This window comes from Micromonospora sp. WMMD737, assembly GCF_049179055.1.
Classification (GTDB): domain Bacteria; phylum Actinomycetota; class Actinomycetes; order Mycobacteriales; family Micromonosporaceae; genus Micromonospora; species Micromonospora reichwaldensis.
On the sequence record NZ_JBMHMH010000061.1, the window covers coordinates 1 to 21,114 of the forward strand.

Genomic DNA, 21,114 nt, shown 5'->3' on the forward strand with positions numbered 1-21,114 from the left:
GTGAGCTTCTGGTGCAGGTCGACCGCGCGGATCTTCGCGGTGTCGCCGCCGGCTTCCTTCGACCGGAAACCCACCCCCTTGAACCGGTGGAGTTCGTCGATGGTGGCGTAGTCGAAGCCGAGGTCTTCCCAGTACAGCTCGCCGGGGGTGCGCATCGGGGCGGCGTTGCGCCGGAGCCGGGCTTCCAGGGTGGCCAGCCGCTGTTCGAGCTTCATCACGGCGAGACCGTTCTCGGGGACGCCGCGTTCGCGCAGGATCTGCTCGCGCAGGTTGTCGACCTCTTGGAACTCGTACCACTCCTGGAACTCGGGGCTCATCTTCACCGACGTGAACGCGCCCTCGGTGAAGATCGTCAGGTCTGGGGTGTTGGAGCGCAGCCACTCCAGGGTGCGACGACGCTCGTCGCCGGAGAGCAGGTCGCTGGTGATCAGGCGGATGTCGGCGTTGGGGTACAGGAACTGGGCTTCGTCGAGCCACTGCTTGGCGAGGTGGCGCTGCACCACCGCGAAGGGCTTGTGGATCTGCCCGGATGCCTTGAGCGCCTGGGTGCCCATGATCATGGTGGTGGTCTTGCCGAGTCCGACCTCGTGGGCGAGGATCACGCCCCGCTCGAACTGCATGCGAGCGGCGCCCGACAGTTGGTGAGGGTGCGGTGTGCGTTGGTCGGTGAAGCCGGCGAGAGTGGGGGCCAGGCCGTCGTAGTTGCGGACGACGTGCCCGTTCATGATCCGGTTGTAGGCGTCGGTGAGGGCCTTGACCCGGGTGCTGTCGGCGGTGAGGTACTCCTCGAACGCCGAACGCATCGCGTCGGCCTTTTGCCGGGCCGCGCGGCTGGCGTCCTCGTCCACCTCGTGGACGACCTTGTCGCCCATGGACACGGCGTTCTCGACGACCAGGGAACCGCGGCCGAGGATCGCGCGGGCGATGTGCACGGCCGAGCGGCGTTCGGTGCCCTTGAGCGCGTTGATGGCGTCGGGCACCTTGCCCGCGTACAGCGACCAGCCGTACCGCTCGTTGTGGTCGACCCGCAGCGTGGGATCGCCCAGGTACTGGCGTAGGAAGCCCTGCACGAGCGGGGCGGGAATCCAGTGCGCGCCGAGCTGGGGGGTGAACTGGCCGATGCGCTTCTCGCGGGGCTGCACCGTTTCCAGCGCGGCCACGTTCACCGCGTAGGCGGGGTCACTGGCGGCGGCGGTGCGGGCCTCATCCAGCTTGAGGCGGACCGCCCCGGACAGGTAGATGCCGGCGTGCTCCAGACGGCCGGTGACGGGATTGTCGAACACCTCGGTGCCCAGACGACGCCGAGCTTCGTCGGGGGTGGTGCCGAGCAGTTCGGCGATGCGGACCAGGTCGACCTGGCCGGTGGCGCCCATGACGGCGGTCAGGGCCGTCTTCGGATCGTCGGTGTGTTCCAGCCGGCCGCTACGGGCGCCCGGCCGCCGAGCGAGGACTTCGGACAGGACCGGCACGTCGTGCTTGCGGTCCCAGGATTCCAACGCGAGCACCGTGGCGGCGTCGGGGTCCTCCCGGAACCAGCCCGACGCGGTCAGGGTGCGTTCGTCCTCGCGGACCTCCCGGCCCTCGGCTCTGGCGCGCTCGCGTACTTCAGCCCCGGCCGACAGGCGGGTCTGGCGGGGCCGGGACAGGGGACCATGCGCCGTGGTGTAGGCCGCGTGCAGCTCCCGCAGCCGGGCCCGGAGCTGCTGTGCGCGGTCAGCTTCGTCACCGGTGCGGTCCAGCTCTTTCAGCTCGGCGGCGACGTCGCGCAACTGCATTAGCGCGAGCAACTGCCCGGTGTTGCCGTCGGAGGGGACCGCCTCGACGGGGTCCGCGCCGTTGATGTGCTGCCAGATCCGGCCGTCCTCGTCGAGGTAGAGGCGACCGGTGTAGTCGTTGGCGTGCTTGTCCCGGGCCGTCTGTAGGTGCAGCGGCTTGCGGTCGGGGCCGTCAGGGTGCGGCTGGTAGCCGCGCCCGTCGGCCGTGGCCTGCTCGGCTGCCTGCTGCAACGCGGCCCGCAGGTCGTCGACGGCTCGCGCGGGGTCGCCCTTGACGGTCACCGCGGGCCCGTACGGGCCGGACGCGGCGGTCAGCTCGCCCAGGACGTGCTCCGGGTGGGCGGTGAAGTAGGCGTTGATGGTGTGGGTGCTGCCGTTGAGCTCACGGCTGGGAGCGTCCAGCCAGGCCAGGTCGGCAGGGTCCTGTCCCTCGGCGCGGCGTCGCAGGACCAGGACGTCGACGACGACGCTGGTGCCCGTGTCGGTGAAGACCCCGGCGGGCAGCCGGTACGCGGCGACCAGGTCGCCGTAGCGGGCCATCTGGCGGCGCGCGGCGGTGTCCTCGGCATCGAGCGTCCAGCGGGACGTGACGGCCACGACCATGCCACCCGGGCGGACCAGGGCCAGTTCCTTGATGAGGAACCCGTTGTGCAGGCTGTGGCCCGTCGCGCCGTACCGGCGTTCGGTGAAGGGCACCTGCGCGAACGGCACGTTCCCGATCGCCACGTCGAAGGCACCAGCCGGGGCGTCGGTGTCGGCGAAGGACTCGACCAGCACGTTCGCGTCGGGGTAGATGAACTGGGCGATCCGGGCCGTGACCGGGTCCAGCTCGACGCCGGTCAACCGCACCGTGCCGGCCGGGGCCGTGCCGAAGAACGTCCCCGAACCGCAGCCGGCCTCCAGGACCTCACCGCCGTCGAAGCCGAAGGCGCGCAGGCCATCCCACATGGCCTGGGCCAGGGCCTGCGGCGTGTAGTGGGCCGACAGGACCGCGCGGGAAGCGGCGGCCCACGCGAACGGGTCCAGCAACTCCCGCAGCTCGTTGCGGACGGGTGAGTATTCCTCCCACCGTCTCAGGTCCTGGGCGTATCGGCCCTCGCGTTGCCCGCCCTGACCATAGACAGGGTTCTTCTCGTCCGGCTGTTCGAGGAACACCACGGGCACCGATCCCCAGCCCGACCAGCGGGCCAGGACCCGCTTGTCGTCGTGGGTGGCACTCGTGCGTGTCTGCTCCAACCGGTTCAGGACCTTGATGGCTGCCAGGTTCGCCGCAGCGCGTGCCAGCGGACCACGAGGGACATCTTGCGGATCGGGCCGGAACGGCGCTACATCCTGTTCAGGTCCCGGCTGATCTCGTCCAGGCCGCTGCGGAGCGCGCTCGGCGGCATCGGCGGGTCCTGGTCGTCCTCCGGCGGCGGCAGCAACTGCGCCATCACCTGCTGCTCCGCGGTGGCCCGGATCTGGTTCAGCTGACCCACCCGCGCCTGGTAGTCCGTCTCCGGCTCCAGCGTCTCCTCCAGCGCCTCCTGCGTGTCGATCACCGCCTGCTGGATCTGGCTGCCCATCCGGGCGAAGAACGCCTCCGGGTCCTGCAACCCCGCCAGCTCCCGGGGCCGGAACCTGCTCCAGTGCTCCCGCGCCATCACGCTGTACTGGCTGACTGTCATCGCCACCTTCCTCAATGTCGTTGTCGACGCCGGCCAGCGCCGCGAGTTGGGCCGCCACCTGGCTCTGGTCCACCGCCCGCAGATCCGTGTTGATGCCCTCGGCGGCGAGCCGGTCACGTAGACCGAGGACGTTGTGCAGAGCGGCACCCATCGCCGGGATACGACGTTTGGCGGCCTCCCGGTCCTTGCGGGGAAGCTCGGTGTTGGCCGACCGCGTCCGCAGGTCTGCGGTCACCCGTTCCCCGACCCGGGCCAGCTCGCTGAGCAGACCCTGTTCGACCGAGTAGTGGTACGTCTGCATTGTCTCACCGGTCAGCGGGTTCCGGTCCGCCTGCCGGGTCGGCACCAGCCACAAGATCTCCATGAGGCGCCGCCACTCCGGGCTGCTGTCCGCCCGGGGCTCCAGCCACGCCAGCAGCTCAGTGCGCACGGCGACCGGCAGCGCGACATCACGCGGAACACCCCAGGTCCGCTGAGGGTAGGTGGCGGGGTCCGTGTCGTAGTGGCGGACCAGAGCAGCGACGGCCGCGGCCCGAGACGGGAACTCACCAAGCCAAGTGGTGTAGCGGACCTGCGCCTTGAAGTGGGCTTCCTTGCCAGGCACCGGTTCGACAAGGCCGTACGCGTGCGGCATCCCGTCGATCGTCACCTCCCGAGTCGCGCGGCTGCCCCGAAGCTGGGCGCGGGCGAGTTCATCGGGATACCGGGCTGCTTCCCGGCGGTCCATCTCCGTGTCGACGACCGCCAACCGTGCCTGTCGGGCCTGGTTGACGTCTTTGCGCTGGAACAGGGCCTCGGGCTCCCGGAAGCCGGAGAGTTCCGCGCTCTCCGCAGCCAGGTCCTCCAGGGTCATGCCGGCGACGTCCGGCCGTTGCTCGTAGTGCCGGATCCGGCGCAGCGCCAGTTCCGTACGCAGCTCCTCACCGCGCTGTTCGAGCACGTCGTGCAGTTCGTGGCTGGACTGCATGCGGACCCACAGGCCGCGTGTCTGTGTGTAGACCGTGTCGAGGGCTTCGTCGTCCAGGCTCTGGGCAGTCGGGCCCGCCAGCAGCACGGTTGCCTCGCGGCGCTGCCGCTCACCCTGGACGGCATCACGCCGGGCACGTACGGCCCGCGCGCCGTCTCCAGCCGTGAACGCGTTGCGGGCGAACGACTCGATCAGCCACCGCTGCTCTGCGGCAAGCTCGTCGTCGCTCATGCCCGCGGCCTCTGGTGCGTTCTCCACGCGCTGGAGGACCCGGTCCTGCCGCACCTTCTGCAAGGCATCGGCCCGGGCAGCCGCCGCTTCGTCGCGGCGGATGCCGTACCCGACCTGACCCTCCGCTCTGCGGATGGCCTCAGCCAGGTCTTCGTCACTCAAGGAGTGCGGGTCGGCCGCCGGACGATCCTGCGGCTGCCGCTCGGTGGTGACGGGTGCAGGACTGGGTGCTTCGCTCTCGGGGCGTCCCGCGTCAGGGGGACGGACCAGGACAGCTCTGCCTTGCCGGGCGAACTCGCTCAGCAGGCGGGCGAGGCTGTCGTCCACCGTGCGTGCGGTCCACTTCCGGCCGCTGACCCGCGCCTTCTTCTTGCCGGACCACAGGAACCGGGCGGCGTCCTTGGTGGCGCGGTCGTCGAGAGGATCGTCCTTGACCGTGCCATGCACCACGATGACGTGGCCCGACTTCGCGGTCGGGTCGCGCACGAACTCGATCCACACCCGGTCACGCTGATCCTGTGGCAGGTTGGCGGCCTGGTGCTGGCGGGCCGCGAGTTCGGCGAAGCTGCGGGTGCCGTAGATGGCAGCACCAGTGATGCGCACGCCATCAACCTCGCCGGCCGTGATGCCGCCGCCGGCCGACTTCCCGACGGCCACCACCGTGTTGTCGGGTCCGTAGACCGTCGTGACGGTGTCGTCTCCACGCGTGTAGTGGTAGCCGTCGACGCCCTCCACCGGGATCGCACCGGCCAGCGGCTCCGGGACCTCTTCCGGCTCATCCGGTGACGGGTCGGGCAGGACCAGGGCGTCGTCATCCGGTAGGGAGCTGCCGGCGTCGGGCTCGTCCTGCGGGTCCGGATCACTCTCAGCGTCGATCCGAGTGGGAGCCAGGTCCGTGTCGTTTCCAGCCTCCAGGCTGGGGGCCTCGACGTCCGCGACCGGGAAGTCAAGATGTAGCTGCTCAGGTACCTGCTGGACGGGCCGCTCGGTTGCCTGCTGGACGGGCTGCTCGGCGTCGACGAACGCATCGTGCTGGGCAACGGTGGAATCTGGTGCGGGGTCCGCCGCTGGCGCAGGCAGGGGGTGGTCGACGCTCTCCACCGGAGGACCAGTCGTGGCGGCAGCGCCGCTGAGCATCACCGGTGCCGGCACGTCGACGGCGGTGTCCGGGGTCGTGGTCGCAGGCGCCGGTGGCGTGGGCATGACGGGCACACCCAGCCGTTCAGCGGCGTACGAGGCCCACCGGTCGACGAGGTCGGCGGGCTGCCCGTCGAGCATGGCGCGGATGGAGTCAGCGGCCACCGCCCGCCCCTTCGGCGTTACGAACCCTCGGGCGGCCCGGGCGACCCGGCTGGTGACCGCAGCCTCCACCAGGGGGTGGGACTCCACGACGGCGCTGGCGCCGGGGTAGGCGTACCCGAGTGGCCCTGGCCTGTTCGGGTGCCGGGCCACGGCAGGGGCGAGCAGTTGGTAGGCCCGTTCGGCGTGCCGGTCGTGCTCGTTGTCGAGGACGACGGTGACGCCGGCCGCCGTGTCGGTGTGCGCGGTGAGCGCGGCGACCTGCGATCCGGTCAGCGTGGGCCCGGCGGGCGCCACCACCAGCGGCGCGTTCTCACCCAGTTCGTCGGCGCGTTCGGCCAAGGCGATGGCCTCCAACGCGCTGCGGGCCACGACGGTACGGCCGTCCCGCTCGGGCTGCTCTGCCAGGCCGATGAGGCAGTCCGCCGGCCGGTAGACCGCCGTGGTGGGGCTGTGCAGCACTGGTGCCGCGTCGGTCGCCGCGCCGGGCGGGGCGTAGCCGACCCAGCCGACGACCGGAGTCCCGGCAGCTCGGTGGTCGCGCACTCCGACCATCACGCGGTTGCGGAACCGGTCGACCAACTGGCCGCCGCGGCTGGTCGCGGCCAGGCCACTGGCCACGATCTCGGCGTCGGTAAACCCGCGCCGCCGCAGTTCGTTGACGACCGCTGCCGGCCGGTCCGGGGCGTATCCCACCGTCCAGCGCCCGTCAGTCGGCACGCCCTGTGCGGTCAGCCACCGCGATGGCCCTGGCGCGTCGTCGAGCTGCTGGCGGTAGACCTCGGCGGCGACGGCCTGGGCGGCGAGCAACCGCTGCCGGACAGCCTGGTCCACGGGCGGTGCCGGGGCGGGGCCGGCTACCTGCGCGGCAAGGGACTCCGCCCGACTCGCCAGGTCATCGACCCGGTAGACCGACGCGACGATCCGCTCGACCGTCGTGTCACGAGGCTCAGCCATCACCGGTCCTGGCCCGCGCCACCACCATCTGGCAGCAGCCCCGCCGCACGCAGTGCCTCGAACACCCTTTGGTGATCGCCCAGCACCCGCACGATTGCGTCAATCTGGTCCTGCAACCCGGTCAACGCCGCGTCGACGTCCCGCTCTGGTGTGGCCTGGCTGTGCGGCTCGCTCACGATTCCCCCGCATGATCGTTTGAGCACATCAAGGTAGCCGGCCGGCGCATACGCCGCACCCCTGTTGCCGGGCCGCCGGTGGGCGCACCGGGGCAGCGCCCGCGCGTCGGTGCGGGTCAGTGCCCGCCGGTAGACCGGCGGAAGGACGACGCCTCCGGCGGGGCCTCTCTCGGAGATGCCCGGGGGCGACCGCCGGTGCCAGGTGGGTGAGTGGTCACCCAGGGGTGGGATCCCCTCGCGCCGGCCGCCCAGAGGGCTACCAGACCGTCTCCGGGACGACCAGGCCAAGCCGCTGCGCGGTCGGCTACGCCGAGCCTGGCCGTCCCGGAGCCGGCCCGGTCGATCGGAGATCGGCCGACACGAGGAGATCCCACCCCACCCCGGCACCGCGCGCGGGCAAGCCCGCAACCCCGCCCACCACGGCCTACGCCGATGCCTGCGCCGCGTCATACCGGGTCAGCACGTAGCTGACGCTGCTCTTGGCCCACTTGCCCTTGCCCGACGGGGTCGGCACCTGCTCGGCGTTCAGCCTCTCGGCGATGGCCGCCAGCGACAGCCCCTCACCGCGCAGTTCCGCCGCCCGGCCCGCCGAGGGCGGCACCGGTGCCGGCGGCCGACCCAGCCGCACACCCCGGTCCCGGGCCGCCGCCATCCCCGCCGACACCTCGGGCCGGCGCATCTCAGATTCGCTGCTCATGCCCCACAGCGTACGGCAAAAAGGTACATAAAAAGACCCCTGAAGGAGCTTTTCCTGCACCTTTTCCTGTACGATAGAGAGGCAAGGAACGGTCCGGCCAGGTGGTGGCTCACCCGGCCGGACCAGGAAGAACAACCCCTCTGCGAAAGGCAGTTCCATGACCCAGCGTACGACGATCCCGACCCGGGAGATCGACCACAACGACCAGTGCGTCGGCTGCGGTGCCGACGCCTACGGCGTCAGCGCCGGAGACCCGTGCCACCCGGAGTGCCCGTTCGAGACCGGCACGTTCAGCCCGTCGGTCATTCTGCGGGCCGCCAACCGTCGGGTGCGCAACCACCCGGCCGGAGTCGGCTACGACATCGCCGGCGCCATCTTCGCCGCCGCCATCGACCTGGCCGGCCGCGACCAGGCGCAGGCCCTCGCCGACGAGTCCCGGCAGGCGCTGGCCGACTACCTGGTCGGCCAGTGGCCGCCGAAGGCCGAGGCGATCCGCAGCCAGGTCGTCTACCGGCACGGCCTCTTCGCCCAGCTCACCGAGATCACGACCTCTCTGTACGGCGCGGCCGACCAGCACGACGGCAACGACCCCGACCCCGACGACTGCTGACACCCAGCCGGGGCCGGCCCACCGAGGGCCGGCCCCGGCACCCCGCCAACCCCGTCAGTACATCGAAGGGATCGAGACCATGACCAGCACCAACACCCGGCCCGCCCAGCTCGCACCGGTCCGCATCGGCCGAGGCCGCGTCGTCCACCTTGGCAACCTGAGCAGCATCACGGGCCCGGCCGGCGAGCCCCGCTACGTCGCCGGCTCGTGCAGCGCCGGCACCCGAGGCGACACCGTCAAGGTCGGCGCCGCCGTCGCCGCCCCGATCGACTGCCGCAACTGCACGCACTCCAACTCAGTCCGCGTGGCCTGGATCAACGCCATGGTGATCGCGGCGACCAGCGGGCCGGTGACCCTGCCGCACACCGGCCTGACCGTCCCGCACACCCAGCTCCGGGTCGACGGCCCCGCCCACCCCGGCCCCGGCAGCGCGAAGCAGCACCCGCTGTACCTCGGCGACCGCTTCGTCGGCTGGATCACCACCTACCGGCACCGCAGCGCCACCTACCAGTTGAACTGCCTCGGAGGCAGGGAACTCGACGAGTACGCCCAGCAGTGCCGGCTGTACACCGGCGACTCCGCCACCGTCGCCGACGTGCTGGCCGAGCTGGTCCGCGAGCACCTCACCGCGACGGACGTCGCCGCGCGGCTGGCCGCTTCCCGCACCCCGGTCCGGCTCATGCAGCACGTCCGCGACGGCGATCCGTATCCGACTCTCCACGCCAGCGTCCCCGTGCCGCTGACCACCGACCCCACCTGGCACCGCGCCGCCGCCTACGTTCTGCGCCGCGACCACCCCGCCGGCCCCGACCAGCACTGGCAGATCTGGACCCCCACCGGCTGGACCCGCCTGCCCGACGGCGTCGACGTCGACCAGGACCACGGCTGACCGCACCCGTGCCCCGGGCCGCCACCGGCCCGGGCACAGGGACGCCACCCGACCAGCAACGACGGGGAGACCACCATGACCAGCAGCCACCGGACCGACGCCCGCACCATCCTCGCCACCGCTACCCCGACCACCCACCGTCCGCTGCTGGCCTGGGCCGTTGGATCCTTCGCCCGCAGTCACGCCATCCACCCGCTGACCTACTGGCGCACCCGAGACGCCCGACAGCTCGCCCCTGACCACCTCGGGATGTCACTGCCCGCCGGCCGGATGCTCCGGCTCACCAAGACCCGGATCGAGATCACCGACGGGCACCTCCGCCAGCCGCTACGGCTGACCTGGACCGACTTGGGCAACGTGCTCGACAGCGGCCGAGTCACCGACGACCTGATCCACCGCTGCCAGCAGGCCGTCATCGCCTGGCGCGACCACCCGGGCGGATTCCGAGGAATCGGCTGGAACGACGTCGTCGACGCCTGCGGCCAGGCCGGAGACGCCGTATGGGAGGCGTGCCGGCCAACCGACCCCGGCGAGCAGCTCGACCTGTTCGGCTCCGCTGGCATCAAGAGCTGAGGCCAGCTGCACCAGAAGGGTGAGCACCTAGACGCCACGATCCCCGGGCGCGGACCGACCGGCCGAGGGTCGGCCCCGCGCCCGGGTGGCGATCACCCGTGCCGCGAAGTAGCCGTTCGCAGGTCGATCGGCTGCTGGCTCATTGGGCCTGCTGCGCGCTGAAACAGAGCCCCGGACCGTCGATTCGGGTCAGTCGACGTGCGCAGGTACGTCCATCCGCGTGAGAGGTAGTAGGCGTGTAGGCCCTCGTTGGTCTTCCAGGCGTCCAGCCGGACGTAGCGACAGCCGTGCCGCCACGCGTAGTCGCTGGCCCACGCCAACAGCAGGGTGCCGAGTTCCTGGCCAGCGCGATCGAGTCGCACGGCCAGCTTCGAGACGTAGACGGCTGGCTCGGTCAGCTCGTCGGGAGTCCAGAAATCCGAGTCGCCGGTCATCTCGACGGTGATCGTGCCGATGGCCTCGTCGCCGTCCCACAAGATCCAGATGTCGCCAGCCGCGAGTGAGGGGCCCAACTTCGTTCGCCACCGTTCCCAGGTGACCCACTGGTCTGACCCGCGCTCGCGTAGCCACTGGATTCGCTGCATGAGCAGCGCCATCGCGATCTCGAACTCGTGATCGTCCTCAGCGGGCCGAATGGTCAGGGTCAAGGTCGCTCCAGGTCCGCTCGAACTTGCGCTCGAACACGATGACATGTTGATCACTCGGCAGCACGTTGACCGTGCACCGTACGGGCGTGCCGTCGGCGATGTAGCCAGTCACGTAGTGGACCGCCACTGGTGTGCCCGGTCCCAAGCCCAGCCGGCGGATCTGCTCGGGGGTGGGCATTCGGGTGAAGATCTCATCGATGGCGCGATCTTGCGGGTAACCCAGGTCGGCAAGCGCCTGGTTGGTGCCCCTGACGACGTCAGCGGGCGACATGATCTCGGAGTCTTTCACCAGGTGGAGCGGGAAGTGCGAGTCGTTGATGTTGACCGGCTCGCCGTTGATGTAGCGCACCCGCCGACGAGCCACCACTACCGTGCCCGGGTCGACCTGTAGGCGCTGAGCGATGTCCGGCGGCGCCTGGATGAGGGACACGTCGATCGTCTGACTCGGCTTCCGCCCCTCTTCGGTGATCTGTTGGCAGAAGCGGTCCATCTCCGGGCTTGCCGGCTGGTCTCGTGACTCGCTCTGGGGTCGGTACAGCATGGTCTCGCGCTGACGGACGAAGTGCCCGAGCGGGCGCCTTGCGACCACGAGCCCTTCCGAGACCAGGACGGCGATCCCGTTGCGGACGGTCTGCCGAGCTACGCCCCACTCCTCGGTCAGCTCTTGCTCCGTCGGGAGCCGCTCGCCTCCAGCGAGCTCTCCCGACGTGATCCTGTCGCGGAGCGCCGCAGCGATCCGCTGGTAGGCCGGCAATGGGGTGGCCCTGAAGTTGTCCACGTTCCGAGTCTCGCTCATGCAACCGAACAATGTCTAGTCAATGTTGCCGCTACCCCTTGACGTCCTTTGGTGCCGAGTAGCACCATCAACACCACGCGCATTGTCTGGTCAATGACGATGCTCTAGACCTTGGAATGCGCCTGCATAGAACAAGAGGGCTCGGCGGGATTGCCCTCCCACCGAGCCCGGATGGCACCCACCCCTAGGAGGACGAGATGCCAGCTATGAGGGTACGTGCTGCCCGGATACGTCCGGTACAGCCTCGCCCCGAATCGATGTCCAGCGAGGTGTCTGCGCTGGTAGCACGGGCTCAGGCCGGTGACGCGGAGGCGTTCGGTCTGATCTACGACCGGCACGTCGACCAGGTGTTCCGGTTCGTGTCGGGCCAGGTGCGTGACCGCCAGGCGGCCGAGGACCTGACCTCGGAGACGTTCGTGCGGGCGCTGCGCAACATCGGCGCGCTCCGCCCGGACGGCGACATCACCGCCTGGCTCACGACGATCGCTCGACGCTTGACGGGCGAGTCGCCCTGGCAGAGCGCCGAGGTGCCGGTGGCGGAGATCCGCGACCGGGCCGAGGGCAGCCCGATGGCCGATCCGGCGAAGACGGCGGTGGACCGGCTGGTCAACGCCGAGCTGATCGCGGGCGTCAACAAGCTCAGCGCGCCGCAGCGGCAGTACATCGTGCTGCGCTACCTGCGGGAGCTGTCGATCGACGAGATCGCCGTGGTGATGGGCAAGACCCCCGAGGCGCTCAAGGGCATCCAGTACAAGGCGCTGCGGGCGCTGCGTGGCCTGCTCTCGGTCGGGGTGGTGATGCCGGCATGAGCGCCCCGACGATCGCGCCGACCAACGGCACGCCGACCTTCCCGACTCAGCAGATGCCGATGGGCATCCGGGTCATCACCGGCCCCGGCGCCGCCCCGATCGCGGCCGAGCAGACGCCGGCCCGCCGACCGGAGCGAACGATGGAGCAGTTGCTGACCTTGGCTCAGCGCAGCGACACCGCGCGGACCCGCCAGCTCGCCGAGAAGATCAGCGGCCTGATGGAGGAGCTGACCGGGCGGCTGGAGGCCGAGCGCGAGGCCGAGACCCGGACCCGCGAGCTGGCGGAGAAGGAAGCCGCGCTGACCGCCGAGCTGGCCAAGGTGCGGCAGAAGATGGGCACCGGCGCGGAGGCCGCCATGCACCGCGCGGCGATCCGCCAGTGGGCGAAGACCAACGGCTACACCGTGCGTGAGCGCGGCCGGATTCCTCGGAATGTCGTGCAGGCGTGGGCGACCGCGACCGGCTCGGAGGTGGCCCGGTGAAGGCGCGAACGATGTTGCTCCCGGCTGTTGCGGTGCTGTCGGTGGCTGGTCACGTGTGGGCGGTGCGGACGGTGCGGGCGGACCGGTCCCGGCTGGCTGAGGCCCACCGGATGGCGTTCACTGACCCGCTGACGGGGCTGGCGAACCGTGCAGGGCTGGCGACGGTGATGGCCGATCTGGCCGGGGAGCCCTACGACGTGGCGATCGTGGATCTGGACGGGTTCAAGCAGGTCAACGACACGTTCGGACACGACGCGGGTGACGCGGTGCTGGTCGAGGTCGCGGCCCGGCTGTCGGCCACGATCGACGAGGTCGACGGTGCGGTGGTCGCGCGGCTCGGTGGTGACGAGATCGTGTTGGTCTGCCCGTCGTCGGTGCCGATCGCGGGGATGCTCGGCGGCGAGGTGCTCCGGGCCCTGGCCGCGCCGGTGGTGCTGCCGGGCGGGCGGGAGCTGGTCGTGCGGGCCAGTGTCGGCGCGGTGTCGGCGATGGTCGGTGACGAGCCGTCGCGGGTGCTGCGCGCGGCTGACCTCGCGCTGTACGAGGCCAAGGCCAACGGTGGCGACCAGGTCGCCGAGTACGGCCGGGTGCTGGACCTGCCGGTGGTGGAGACGCGGCCGGGGGTGCGGCTGCGGGAGATGACCGAGACCGCCCGTGTGCTGGGGGGTGTGGCATGACGGCCCCGACCAAGGCTCTGGACCTGGCCGCCGCGCTGGCCAGCTACCGGACCAGCCTGCGTAAGGCGTCGGATGCCGAGCTGGAGCACCGGGCGGCGTCGGTCGCGGCCCTGCCGGGCTGGTTCGCCGGCGAGCTGCGCCAGGCGATCAACGACGAGCGTGAGTCCCGCCGGCTCGCGGACCGGCCGAAGCCGTCGCGGACGCCGAAGGCCGCTGCCGGTGCGGCGGTCGCGGCAGCCCCGCTCGCGGTGCTCGCGGGCCGGCTGCTGGCCGAGCACGCCGAGCAGGTGCCGCAGGTCCTGCTCTACTCCCCGGCGGTCGCGGTCGGCCTGGTCGGCGCGGTGGTGGGTGGCGGCCGGCTGGGGCGGTGGCTCGACGAGCGCCGTCACGGCCTGGCCGTCGACATTGACGAGGCCGACCTCAACCCCCTGGGCAAGGAACTGCTCGCGCAGGTCCGGGCCCGCCGCGCGGTCGGCGGTGAGAGCTGATGCCGACTCTTCGGATTCCGACCCTGGCGGGTGTCAGCATCCGCGCGACCGGCCGGTCGAGCGTCAGCAGTGACCGGCGCGGCACGGTGGTGTCGTACACCGGCCGCCTGATCCTCAACGGCCGTGAGGTGCTCTCGCCGGAGCAGGTGCGCGCCGATTGGGCCGCGCGGGGCGAGACGGCCCTGCGGGAGGCGGACCGCACCGAGCACAGCGACCCGGCCGGGCACGCCTGGGCCAAGGGCGTGTGCGCGGCCTACGCGACGGCGGTGCAGATTCTCGACGCCTGGTTCGGCAAGTTCGCGGCGGAGGGGCTGCCGCTGACCGACATCGTCGCGGGCATCAAGGTGGCCCGGTCGGCGATGTTCGAGCAGGCGGGCGACGTCGACGACCTGGGGCGGCTGACCATCTCGGCGGCCACGTCGACGCTGCTCATGCTGGCCGGGGGTTTGGCCGTGACGGCTTCCTACGAGTGGGAGGTGTCGCGGTGAGCCGGATCCGTGCCGCGTTCTACGACCCGGAGGGCACCCGTTACGGCATCCCCACCTACTGGTGGCGGGGCGCGCCGGCCGGCTACGCCACGGCGCGCCAGTTGCGGGCGCAGGGCCTGCGTCCGGGCGGCCAGCCGGTCGCGGCGCAGGTGATGTGGCGCGGGGTGGGCGGCGAGCGCGTGGCCTACCTCTACAAGGTCGACCAGGCGGCGGCGAAGCGCACGGCCACGACGGCGCAGCTCGCCGCGATCGGCAAGGCGCTGGCCGCCCGCCGTACCTGCCCCACCTGCCTGGTCGTGCGGCCTTACTACATCCCGCGCTCCCGGGGCGAGTGCCTGGAGTGCGCCGAGCCGGCGATGGGGGCAGCTTGATGAGAGAGAAGCTGCGCGACGCGTCGACGGTGGGGCCGTGGATCGCCATGGCCGCCGCGGTGATTCTCACGGCCAAGGGCGAGTTCGACCTGGCGGTGCTGGCTCACTTCTCGAAGTGGATCGCCTGGATGTTCCCGGTGATGCTCGACGTGTACGTCATCACCGCGTTCCACCGTCGCCGGTGGAAGGACATGGTCGTCGGCATGCTGCTGATGATCTTCTGCCAGGTCGCGGTGCACCTCCTGCCGGTCTTCATCACCGAGGGCGAAGAGACGCCGTGGGGTCTGGTGGTGGCGGTCGCGTGCATCGCGCCGATCGTGGTCGTCCGCGTCAAGATCCTCACCGGCCGGACCGGAAAGGAAATCGCGGCGGCGGAAGAGGCGGCGCGACGGGCGGAAGAGCTTCGGACGGCGCAGGCGGAAACGGCCGCCGCGCGCCGGGCGCAGGCGGAAGCCGAGGCGAAGGCGCGGGCGGAAACGGCGCGGGCCGAGGCGGAAACCGCCGCTCGTGCCGAGGCGGAAACCCGGGCGGCCGAGGCGGAAACGCGGGCGCGCTCGGAGGCGGAAACGCGGGCGGAAATGCAGGCCGCCTCGGAGGCGGAAATCGCCGAGCACGAGCGGGCCGCCGCTGAGGCTCGTGAGGCCGTGCGGGTGGCCGAGCAGCGGGCCGCCGCCGCGATCGAGGCGGCGCGGGTGGCGGAGGGTCGGCTGGCCGAGGCCCGCGACACTGCGGACCGCGCCGCGACCGCTCGGGCCCTGACCGAGCGGGCCACCACCGAGCAGGTGCGGGTGCTCACCGAGGCCGCTGAGCAGGCCGAACGCGACTTCCAGCAGGCCCTGGCGGAGGCCCGCTACACCGGCCAGGCCGCCCAGGATCGGGTCGCCGAGCTGGACGAGACGGTGCGGGCGCTGCGGGCGCAGCTCGACCAGGCGCACCGCTTCGCCGAGAGTCAGGCGGTCGCGCGGGCTCGCGCCGAGCAGGAGAGCCAGGCGATCACCGAGGCCCGCGAGGGTCTCGTCAACGAGCTGGAGCGCACCCGCCGGGCCCTCGCCAGGGCACAGGAGAAGGCGGAAACGGGCTCGGCTCGGCAGCCGGAAATCGGGCGGTCGGTGTCCCGGAAAACTCTCGCGTCGGTTCCGGCTCAGTTGCCGGCCAACCTGCCCGAGGTGGACAAGGTCCGACCGGAAACGGTGGCGCTCATCCTGGCCGCCCGGGCGGAAAACCGGAACGCCACCCAGACCGCGCTGAAGGAAATCACCGGCATCTCCGAGCGCACGATCAGCCGGGTCCTCAACGCCGTACCGGCGGAAATCGTCGACCAGGTTCTCGAACTCACCAGCGGTCGCGTCGCGTGACCGGGGGCCGGCCCGGTCTTCGGGTCGGGTCGGCCCGTGCAGCGCCTCATAACAGCTCATAACCGTGGGGCGTGAGCAGCCAAAACGCTTGATGGGAGGTAACGCGATGCAGACGGAAACGATGGCCGTGGCCCCGACGATCGAGGGTGAGGCGACCGAGACGGCGATGCCGGCTCCGGACCTGTCGGTGCTGACCGAGCAGCAGCCGCCGGTGGAGCAGGGCAAAGACGACAAGGTCAAGCCGCAGGAGCTGACGGAGACGTCGCCGGCGTCGGTGGGCCTGGTGGTGGCGCTGGTGGTGGTGTCGATCGTCGCCGCCGTGGTGGTGGCGATGTGGATGGTGTCGCCGCTGATGGCGCTGCTGCTGGGTGCCGGGCTGATCGTGGCGGCGGTGCTGGCCGGCGCCGGCTGGCTGGCCTGGCGCAAGTACACCCGCCGGAGCAAGACCGGCAAGGACCGCTCGGGCAGGGACGGTGCCGGAGGACGGGGCGACCGGCCCGGCAAGTCGCCCAACGGCCGGGGCAAGGGAGACGGCTGGTGGCCGTTTGGCCGCAGCAAGACCCCGGCTGGGGGCGGCAAAACCCCTGGTGGGGGCGGCAAAACCCCCGGCGGGAAGACCCCCAAGGGAGGCGGGACGACTCCCGGCGGCGGTGGGAAGCCGACCGGCGCCAAGTCCGGGAGCTGGTGGCCGTTCGGCCGTGACAAGACCCCGGGCGGCAAGACCCCCGGGGGGAAGGCACCGAAGGCCCCCAAGGGCGGGGCGACTCCCGGCGGCGGTGGGAAGCCGACCGGCGACAAGACGGGACGGTGGCCGTTCGGCCGCAGCAAGACCCCGGGCGGCAGCAAGACCCCTGGTGGGGGCAGCAAGGCCCCGGGCGGTGGCGGCAAGCCTCCGGCCAGCGCAAAGACCCCGGGCGGCGGTGCGAAGCCGGCCAGCGACGACGGCGGGAAGAAGTCCAGCGACGTGGGGCGTAAGGCCGCCAAGGCGGCGGGCGGGGCGGCGCTGCTGGGCCTGCTCGGGCTGGCCCGGCCCAAGACCAAGAACAAGGACGACAAGGCCCCGGAGACCGGTGAGCAGAAGCCGGGCAAGGACGACCCGGCGAAGACGGCCCAGGCGCGGCCGGCGCCGGGTGGGCACCGGCCGGAGACGGTGATCGACGTCGACCTGGACGACATCACCGTGCCGGGTGGCCGGTCGGGCAGCTCGTCGAGCGGCCCGTCGGCATCAGCTCGCCGCTCGGCGCCGCGTACCGCTCCGCCGCCCTTTGACCCCGGTCCTCCCGCTGGCAGCGAGTGGGTGGACCGGCCTGCACCGATGCCGCTGCACAGCACCGCGCACCACCAGCACCAAACCCCTGTTTCCAACCACCTTGGAGGACCAGAGATGAGCACCACGACTGTCGACCAGGACGCGATGCGGGTCGCGAACCGCTACGCCGAGATGGTCGAGAAGGCGCAGACGCTGCAGGCGCGGGCGCGGGCCTGCCGCGACGCCGCTGACCAGTACCGGCGTGACGCCCGCGCCAACCAGGAGTCGGCGGAGAACCACAAGCAGGCGGCTCGCACGATCCGTGACGTCAACGTGGCCCACGAGCACGCCGTGTCGGCGCGTGAGGCGGAGGCGGAGGCGGCGCGGGAGATCCTCGCGGCCCGCTACTACGAGCAGCAGGCCGAGGAGTACGAGGCGCAGGCCCGCTCCATCGGTCACTGACCGCACACCCGCGCGGGGGGCCGCGCCGCACCTGGTGCGGCCCCCACCCCTTCCGGAACCCGCAGGACCAGGCAAGACAGCAAGTGAAGGAGCAGCGTCGTGACGAAGCGGCGAGCAGCGGTAGGCATCGAGTGGAAGACGTTCTGGGCCGTGGTCGCGCCGTTCTTGTCGGCGGTGTGGGTGGTGGTGTGGCTGGTCACAGGCTCGCCGGTGTGGATCGCGGGGCTGGCCACGGCGCTGCTGGCGGCGGCAGCCGCGTTCGGCGCTCGCCTGCTGGTGCGGATCTCCCCGATGTTCGCCCGCCTCGGTGAGCCGGCGAAGGCCCGGGTGGTGGGGTGGCTGGTGGCGGCGGTGACCGTCTACGCCGCCTGGTCGACCCTGGCGGTGTCGGTGCCGGAGATGTGGCCGGTGTGGGCGCTGGTCCTGCCGGCGTTGGGCGGCATCACGTGGGTGATGGCGCGGGCGCACGAGTACCTGCTGCGGTACGCGCCGCCGCCGGCCGCCCCGACGCAGGCGGCGTTGACCGCGACCGCGCAGGCCCACCTCGCGGTGACCGCCGAGGACCTGTCGGGCCCCCGCGAGGGTGAGCCGCACCTGGCGTGGCTGCTGCGCCTGGCGGTGCGCCGCGCCGGGCTGGAGTGGCTGCGCGTGTCGAACCCGCAGATGGTCGGCCCGGCCGATGCGCCGTTCGGCGCGAAGCTCGAAGCGTGGGCGCCCATCGAGCTGCGCCGCGTGGTCAACGGCAAGGTCCGCGTCGAGCAGGCCCCGCGGCTGGACGACCACGACGCCCGCCGGATCGCCCTGGCCCTGCGGGACATCACCCGCCGCGACATCGCCCCTGACTGGGTGTCCATCAGCGAGGACTCGAACCGGGTCGGCGTGTACACGATCCAGGCCAACACCGAGGACGTCATGAAGCGGATCCGCCCCTACACCGAGCGCGTCGACGAGCTGGTCGACGCCGCCGGCCGGCCGATCTGGCGGCGCCTCGCCGATCCCTCGTACGCGCTGTGGGGCATGGACGGCATGCCGATCGGCGTCGACGTCGCCCGGCACGCCTGGATCCTCGGCGCGTCGACCGGCGGCAAGAGCGCCTTCATCCACCGGGAGTGGGCCGACGTGACCCGCTGTGAGGACGCCCTGATCTGGGTGGCCGGCACCCGCAAGCTCTACGACCTGGTCGGACAGTGGCTGGAGCCCTACCTCGGCACCGATGTGCGCCCGCCGCTGGACTGGGTCCGCGCCGACGCCGAGGGCGTGCTGCAGATGCTCATCGCCGTGATGGAGATCGCCCGCTGGCGCCAGGACCAGCCCTTCTCCGCCCGCCACAACTTCAAGAAGATCATCGTCTACATCGACGAGGGTAGCTTCGCGCTGAACACCAAGAACAAGGTGCGCTACGACGGGACGGACGTCACCGCCGGCGACATGTACGCCGAGTGCACCAAGGCGGTTGCCTCTGCCGGGATTTACCTGGTCGTGGCCACGCAGCGCGGGGTGCACCACGCGTTCGGCGACAACGGTGGCGACGCCAGCGCGAACATCGGCCGCGAGATCGTCCTCATGTCCGGCGATGAGCAGGAAGCGGGCCGCGTCACCGGAAATTACAAGCTGCCCCCGCTGCGCCACCGCGGCGAGTGCTACGCCCGCCTCGGCGACGGCGACCCGGTCCGCGCGAAGATCGAGTACGTCCAGACCTGCGACCCCAGCAAGCCGGTCCTGCACGACGGCCCGAAGGTCGACGAGATTTCGTGGAATCGCCGCTTCCACCAGCGGGAGCTGGACGCCGGGTCGGCGCAGGCCGCCGGCCCGATCTACGCCGGCCGCCACCAGCTCGTCACCGACGACTACCTGGCCGACCTGCGCAGCGCCCGCGCCCGCAGCAAGAAGCCGCAGGCCAGCGAGCCGGAGCGCGACGGCGAGCAGGCGATGGCCTCCGCCGTTTCCAGCATCTTCAGCAAGCTCGGCGGCCGACCCCTCGCGCCGGCCGCGCCCGCGCCGGCCCCCAGCGAGGCCCCCGCTGAGCCGGTGGAGCCGACGCCCCTCGCGGGCTACCGGACCCGCGCCGACCGGGTCGAGGCGGCGGTGCGCCTGATCTGGCGCACCAAGAGCCAGCCGGCCACTCGGGAGGACATCCTCGCCGCCCTGGCGGAAGCCGGCGACGACAGCGCCACCCCGCAGTTGGTGTCCAACGCGCTGACGCAGCTGGGCCAGCAGGGGCGCCTGGTGCGGCCGACGAACCCGGACGGGCGGGTCGTGACGGGGCAGTACCTGCCGCCCGAGGCCGCCACCACCACCGTCACGGCCAGTAACGCATAACTCCTCATAACCGTGGGGCCCCTCCCCCCGGCGAGGGGCCCCTATGCAGGGGCCGACCCCCCTCCCCCACGCCTGTTATGTGCCCGCCTGTTAAGTCACCGTCCGTATAGGAGACAGCTCATGTCCCGGGTCGCTGAGATCGAGTCCGAGATCCGCCGCCTGACGCGCCAACGCGACGTCCAGCCGGCCGACACCCTCTACGCGCTGACCCACCAGCAGCGCATCGACGCGCTGTCGGTCGAGCTGATGGCGTGGCAGCTCGACGGAGTGCGGATGCGCGCCGCCGAGGACGCCATCCACGCCGCCGGCCGCCGCCGCCACCGCGCGCACACCGGCCGCCGCCGCTGGCCGGCCGTCGCCGGCGCGAGCGGTCTGTTCGGTGGCGTGGCCACCGCCGGGCACCTCGCCGCCGACGCCGGCGGCCCGCCGGTGATCGGCGGGGTGCTGCTCACCGCGGCGGCAGCCGCGCTGGCCCTGACCGCCGCCGAACGCATCCGCGACGCCCGCGAGGTCGCCGCCGCCGAGGCCGACATGCACACCGCCCTCGACCAGTACACCGCCGTCGTGGCCAGCCACGCCCGCGCGATCACCCCCGTCCGCCCCCTCGCCATCCACCAGCAGCAGGAGACGTCATGCGCCAGCAGCCCGCAGCTCCCGGCAACCAGCCCGTCCGCCATCAGCACGACCCCGGCGTCCGCTGCTGCGATCGCTGGCCACCCGCCAACCGCGTCACGACCGTCGGGACCGTCCTGGCCGACCGCCGTCGCCTGATGCACGCCGCCACCTACACCGCCTGGCTGCTACTGGCCCTGGCCGCCGTCGTCGCCGTGCACGCGCTGCTGCTGCCGGCCACCACCGCCTGGGCCAGCACCCACGGCATCTGGGGCTGGGCGCTGTGGGCGGGCTGGGCCGCCACCTCGCTGGCCGCCGTGCACCAGGGCGTGCTCACCCGCCGCCGCTCCCACACCGCCATCTACGTGCTGCACGCCGCCGCCGTGGCCGCCGTGCTGATCGGCATCGCCGCCCCCGGCGGATGGGCCCAGGCGCTCACCGCGACCGCCGGCACCGCCAGCGCGTGGCTGGTCGCCATGCTCGCCGCCCGCCGCTGACCCACCCCACCAACCGACCCA

At 71.8% G+C, this 21,114-nt stretch carries 18 protein-coding genes and 1 pseudogene; 14 read left to right on the forward strand and 5 right to left on the reverse strand.

Annotated elements, in window-relative coordinates; all coding sequences use genetic code 11:
• The 3 genes and pseudogenes from ACN27A_RS34715 to ACN27A_RS34725 form a co-directional block, all read right to left on the reverse strand.
• Positions 1 to 6,896, reverse strand: a pseudogene (locus ACN27A_RS34715) (hypothetical protein); the annotation flags it as partial.
• Positions 6,896 to 7,072 carry a hypothetical protein gene (locus ACN27A_RS34720; protein WP_165942569.1) on the reverse strand — a complete coding sequence of 59 codons (177 nt, stop codon included), beginning with the start codon at positions 7,070 to 7,072 and terminating at the stop codon, positions 6,896 to 6,898. The gene ACN27A_RS34720 and the pseudogene ACN27A_RS34715, both read right to left, overlap by 1 nt.
• A gap of 424 nt (positions 7,073 to 7,496) precedes the next feature.
• Complete coding sequence (locus ACN27A_RS34725) at positions 7,497 to 7,769, reverse strand: recombinase family protein (RefSeq protein WP_421459292.1); 273 nt, start codon at positions 7,767 to 7,769, stop codon at positions 7,497 to 7,499.
• A gap of 157 nt (positions 7,770 to 7,926) precedes the next feature.
• Between ACN27A_RS34725 and ACN27A_RS34730 the strand changes: the two genes are divergently transcribed.
• The 3 genes from ACN27A_RS34730 (at position 7,927) to ACN27A_RS34740 (ending at position 9,841) form a co-directional block, all read left to right on the forward strand.
• Positions 7,927 to 8,379: a hypothetical protein gene (locus ACN27A_RS34730; protein ID WP_421459294.1), complete on the forward strand. Its 453-nt coding sequence runs from the start codon at positions 7,927 to 7,929 to the stop codon at positions 8,377 to 8,379.
• Between the two features lie 79 nt (positions 8,380 to 8,458).
• Complete coding sequence (locus ACN27A_RS34735) at positions 8,459 to 9,268, forward strand: hypothetical protein (protein WP_421459296.1); 810 nt, start codon at positions 8,459 to 8,461, stop codon at positions 9,266 to 9,268.
• A gap of 75 nt (positions 9,269 to 9,343) precedes the next feature.
• On the forward strand, positions 9,344 to 9,841 hold the full coding sequence (locus tag ACN27A_RS34740) for a hypothetical protein (protein WP_421459298.1): 498 nt from the start codon (positions 9,344 to 9,346) through the stop codon (positions 9,839 to 9,841).
• 92 nt (positions 9,842 to 9,933) lie between these two features.
• Here ACN27A_RS34740 and ACN27A_RS34745 read toward each other — a convergent pair whose 3' ends face one another.
• Positions 9,934 to 10,488 carry a GNAT family N-acetyltransferase gene (locus ACN27A_RS34745; RefSeq protein ID WP_421459300.1) on the reverse strand — a complete coding sequence of 185 codons (555 nt, stop codon included), beginning with the start codon at positions 10,486 to 10,488 and terminating at the stop codon, positions 9,934 to 9,936.
• Positions 10,463 to 11,266, reverse strand: a complete 804-nt coding sequence (locus ACN27A_RS34750) for a GntR family transcriptional regulator (protein ID WP_421459303.1) — start codon at positions 11,264 to 11,266, stop codon at positions 10,463 to 10,465. The genes ACN27A_RS34745 and ACN27A_RS34750 overlap by 26 nt, the downstream gene beginning before the upstream one ends.
• Positions 11,267 to 11,553: 287 nt before the next feature.
• Between ACN27A_RS34750 and ACN27A_RS34755 the strand changes: the two genes are divergently transcribed.
• The 11 genes from ACN27A_RS34755 to ACN27A_RS34805 all read left to right on the forward strand — a co-directional run bounded on the left by ACN27A_RS34755 (position 11,554) and on the right by ACN27A_RS34805 (position 21,093).
• Positions 11,554 to 12,093 (forward strand): RNA polymerase sigma factor, encoded by a 540-nt coding sequence (locus ACN27A_RS34755; protein WP_350823613.1) that lies wholly within the window; start codon positions 11,554 to 11,556, stop codon positions 12,091 to 12,093.
• Entirely contained in the window at positions 12,090 to 12,575 is a 486-nt protein-coding gene (locus tag ACN27A_RS34760) for an Lsr2 family DNA-binding protein (protein WP_350823611.1), read from the forward strand. Before ACN27A_RS34755 ends, ACN27A_RS34760 begins: the two co-directional genes overlap by 4 nt.
• Positions 12,576 to 12,616: 41 nt before the next feature.
• On the forward strand, positions 12,617 to 13,252 hold the full coding sequence (locus tag ACN27A_RS34765) for a GGDEF domain-containing protein (RefSeq protein ID WP_421459307.1): 636 nt from the start codon (positions 12,617 to 12,619) through the stop codon (positions 13,250 to 13,252).
• Positions 13,249 to 13,740 carry a hypothetical protein gene (locus tag ACN27A_RS34770; RefSeq protein WP_421459309.1) on the forward strand — a complete coding sequence of 164 codons (492 nt, stop codon included), beginning with the start codon at positions 13,249 to 13,251 and terminating at the stop codon, positions 13,738 to 13,740. Before ACN27A_RS34765 ends, ACN27A_RS34770 begins: the two co-directional genes overlap by 4 nt.
• Complete coding sequence (locus ACN27A_RS34775) at positions 13,740 to 14,228, forward strand: hypothetical protein (RefSeq protein ID WP_421459310.1); 489 nt, start codon at positions 13,740 to 13,742, stop codon at positions 14,226 to 14,228. Before ACN27A_RS34770 ends, ACN27A_RS34775 begins: the two co-directional genes overlap by 1 nt.
• On the forward strand, positions 14,225 to 14,599 hold the full coding sequence (locus ACN27A_RS34780; protein WP_421459312.1) for an RRQRL motif-containing zinc-binding protein: 375 nt from the start codon (positions 14,225 to 14,227) through the stop codon (positions 14,597 to 14,599). The genes ACN27A_RS34775 and ACN27A_RS34780 overlap by 4 nt, the downstream gene beginning before the upstream one ends.
• Positions 14,599 to 15,954, forward strand: coding sequence for a hypothetical protein (locus ACN27A_RS34785; protein WP_421459313.1), 1,356 nt, complete (start codon positions 14,599 to 14,601; stop codon positions 15,952 to 15,954). Before ACN27A_RS34780 ends, ACN27A_RS34785 begins: the two co-directional genes overlap by 1 nt.
• A gap of 106 nt (positions 15,955 to 16,060) precedes the next feature.
• Positions 16,061 to 17,665 carry a hypothetical protein gene (locus tag ACN27A_RS34790; RefSeq protein WP_421459315.1) on the forward strand — a complete coding sequence of 535 codons (1,605 nt, stop codon included), beginning with the start codon at positions 16,061 to 16,063 and terminating at the stop codon, positions 17,663 to 17,665.
• 99 nt (positions 17,666 to 17,764) lie between these two features.
• The gene (locus ACN27A_RS34795; RefSeq protein ID WP_421459317.1) at positions 17,765 to 19,984 is read left to right on the forward strand and encodes a hypothetical protein; all 2,220 of its coding nucleotides are present in this window, start codon (positions 17,765 to 17,767) and stop codon (positions 19,982 to 19,984) included.
• Between the two features lie 120 nt (positions 19,985 to 20,104).
• Positions 20,105 to 20,755: a hypothetical protein gene (locus tag ACN27A_RS34800; protein WP_350823597.1), complete on the forward strand. Its 651-nt coding sequence runs from the start codon at positions 20,105 to 20,107 to the stop codon at positions 20,753 to 20,755.
• A complete protein-coding gene (locus ACN27A_RS34805; RefSeq protein WP_350823595.1) occupies positions 20,755 to 21,093 on the forward strand; it encodes a hypothetical protein in 339 nt (112 codons plus the stop codon). The genes ACN27A_RS34800 and ACN27A_RS34805 overlap by 1 nt, the downstream gene beginning before the upstream one ends.
• The last annotated feature ends 21 nt before the right edge of the window (positions 21,094 to 21,114 follow it).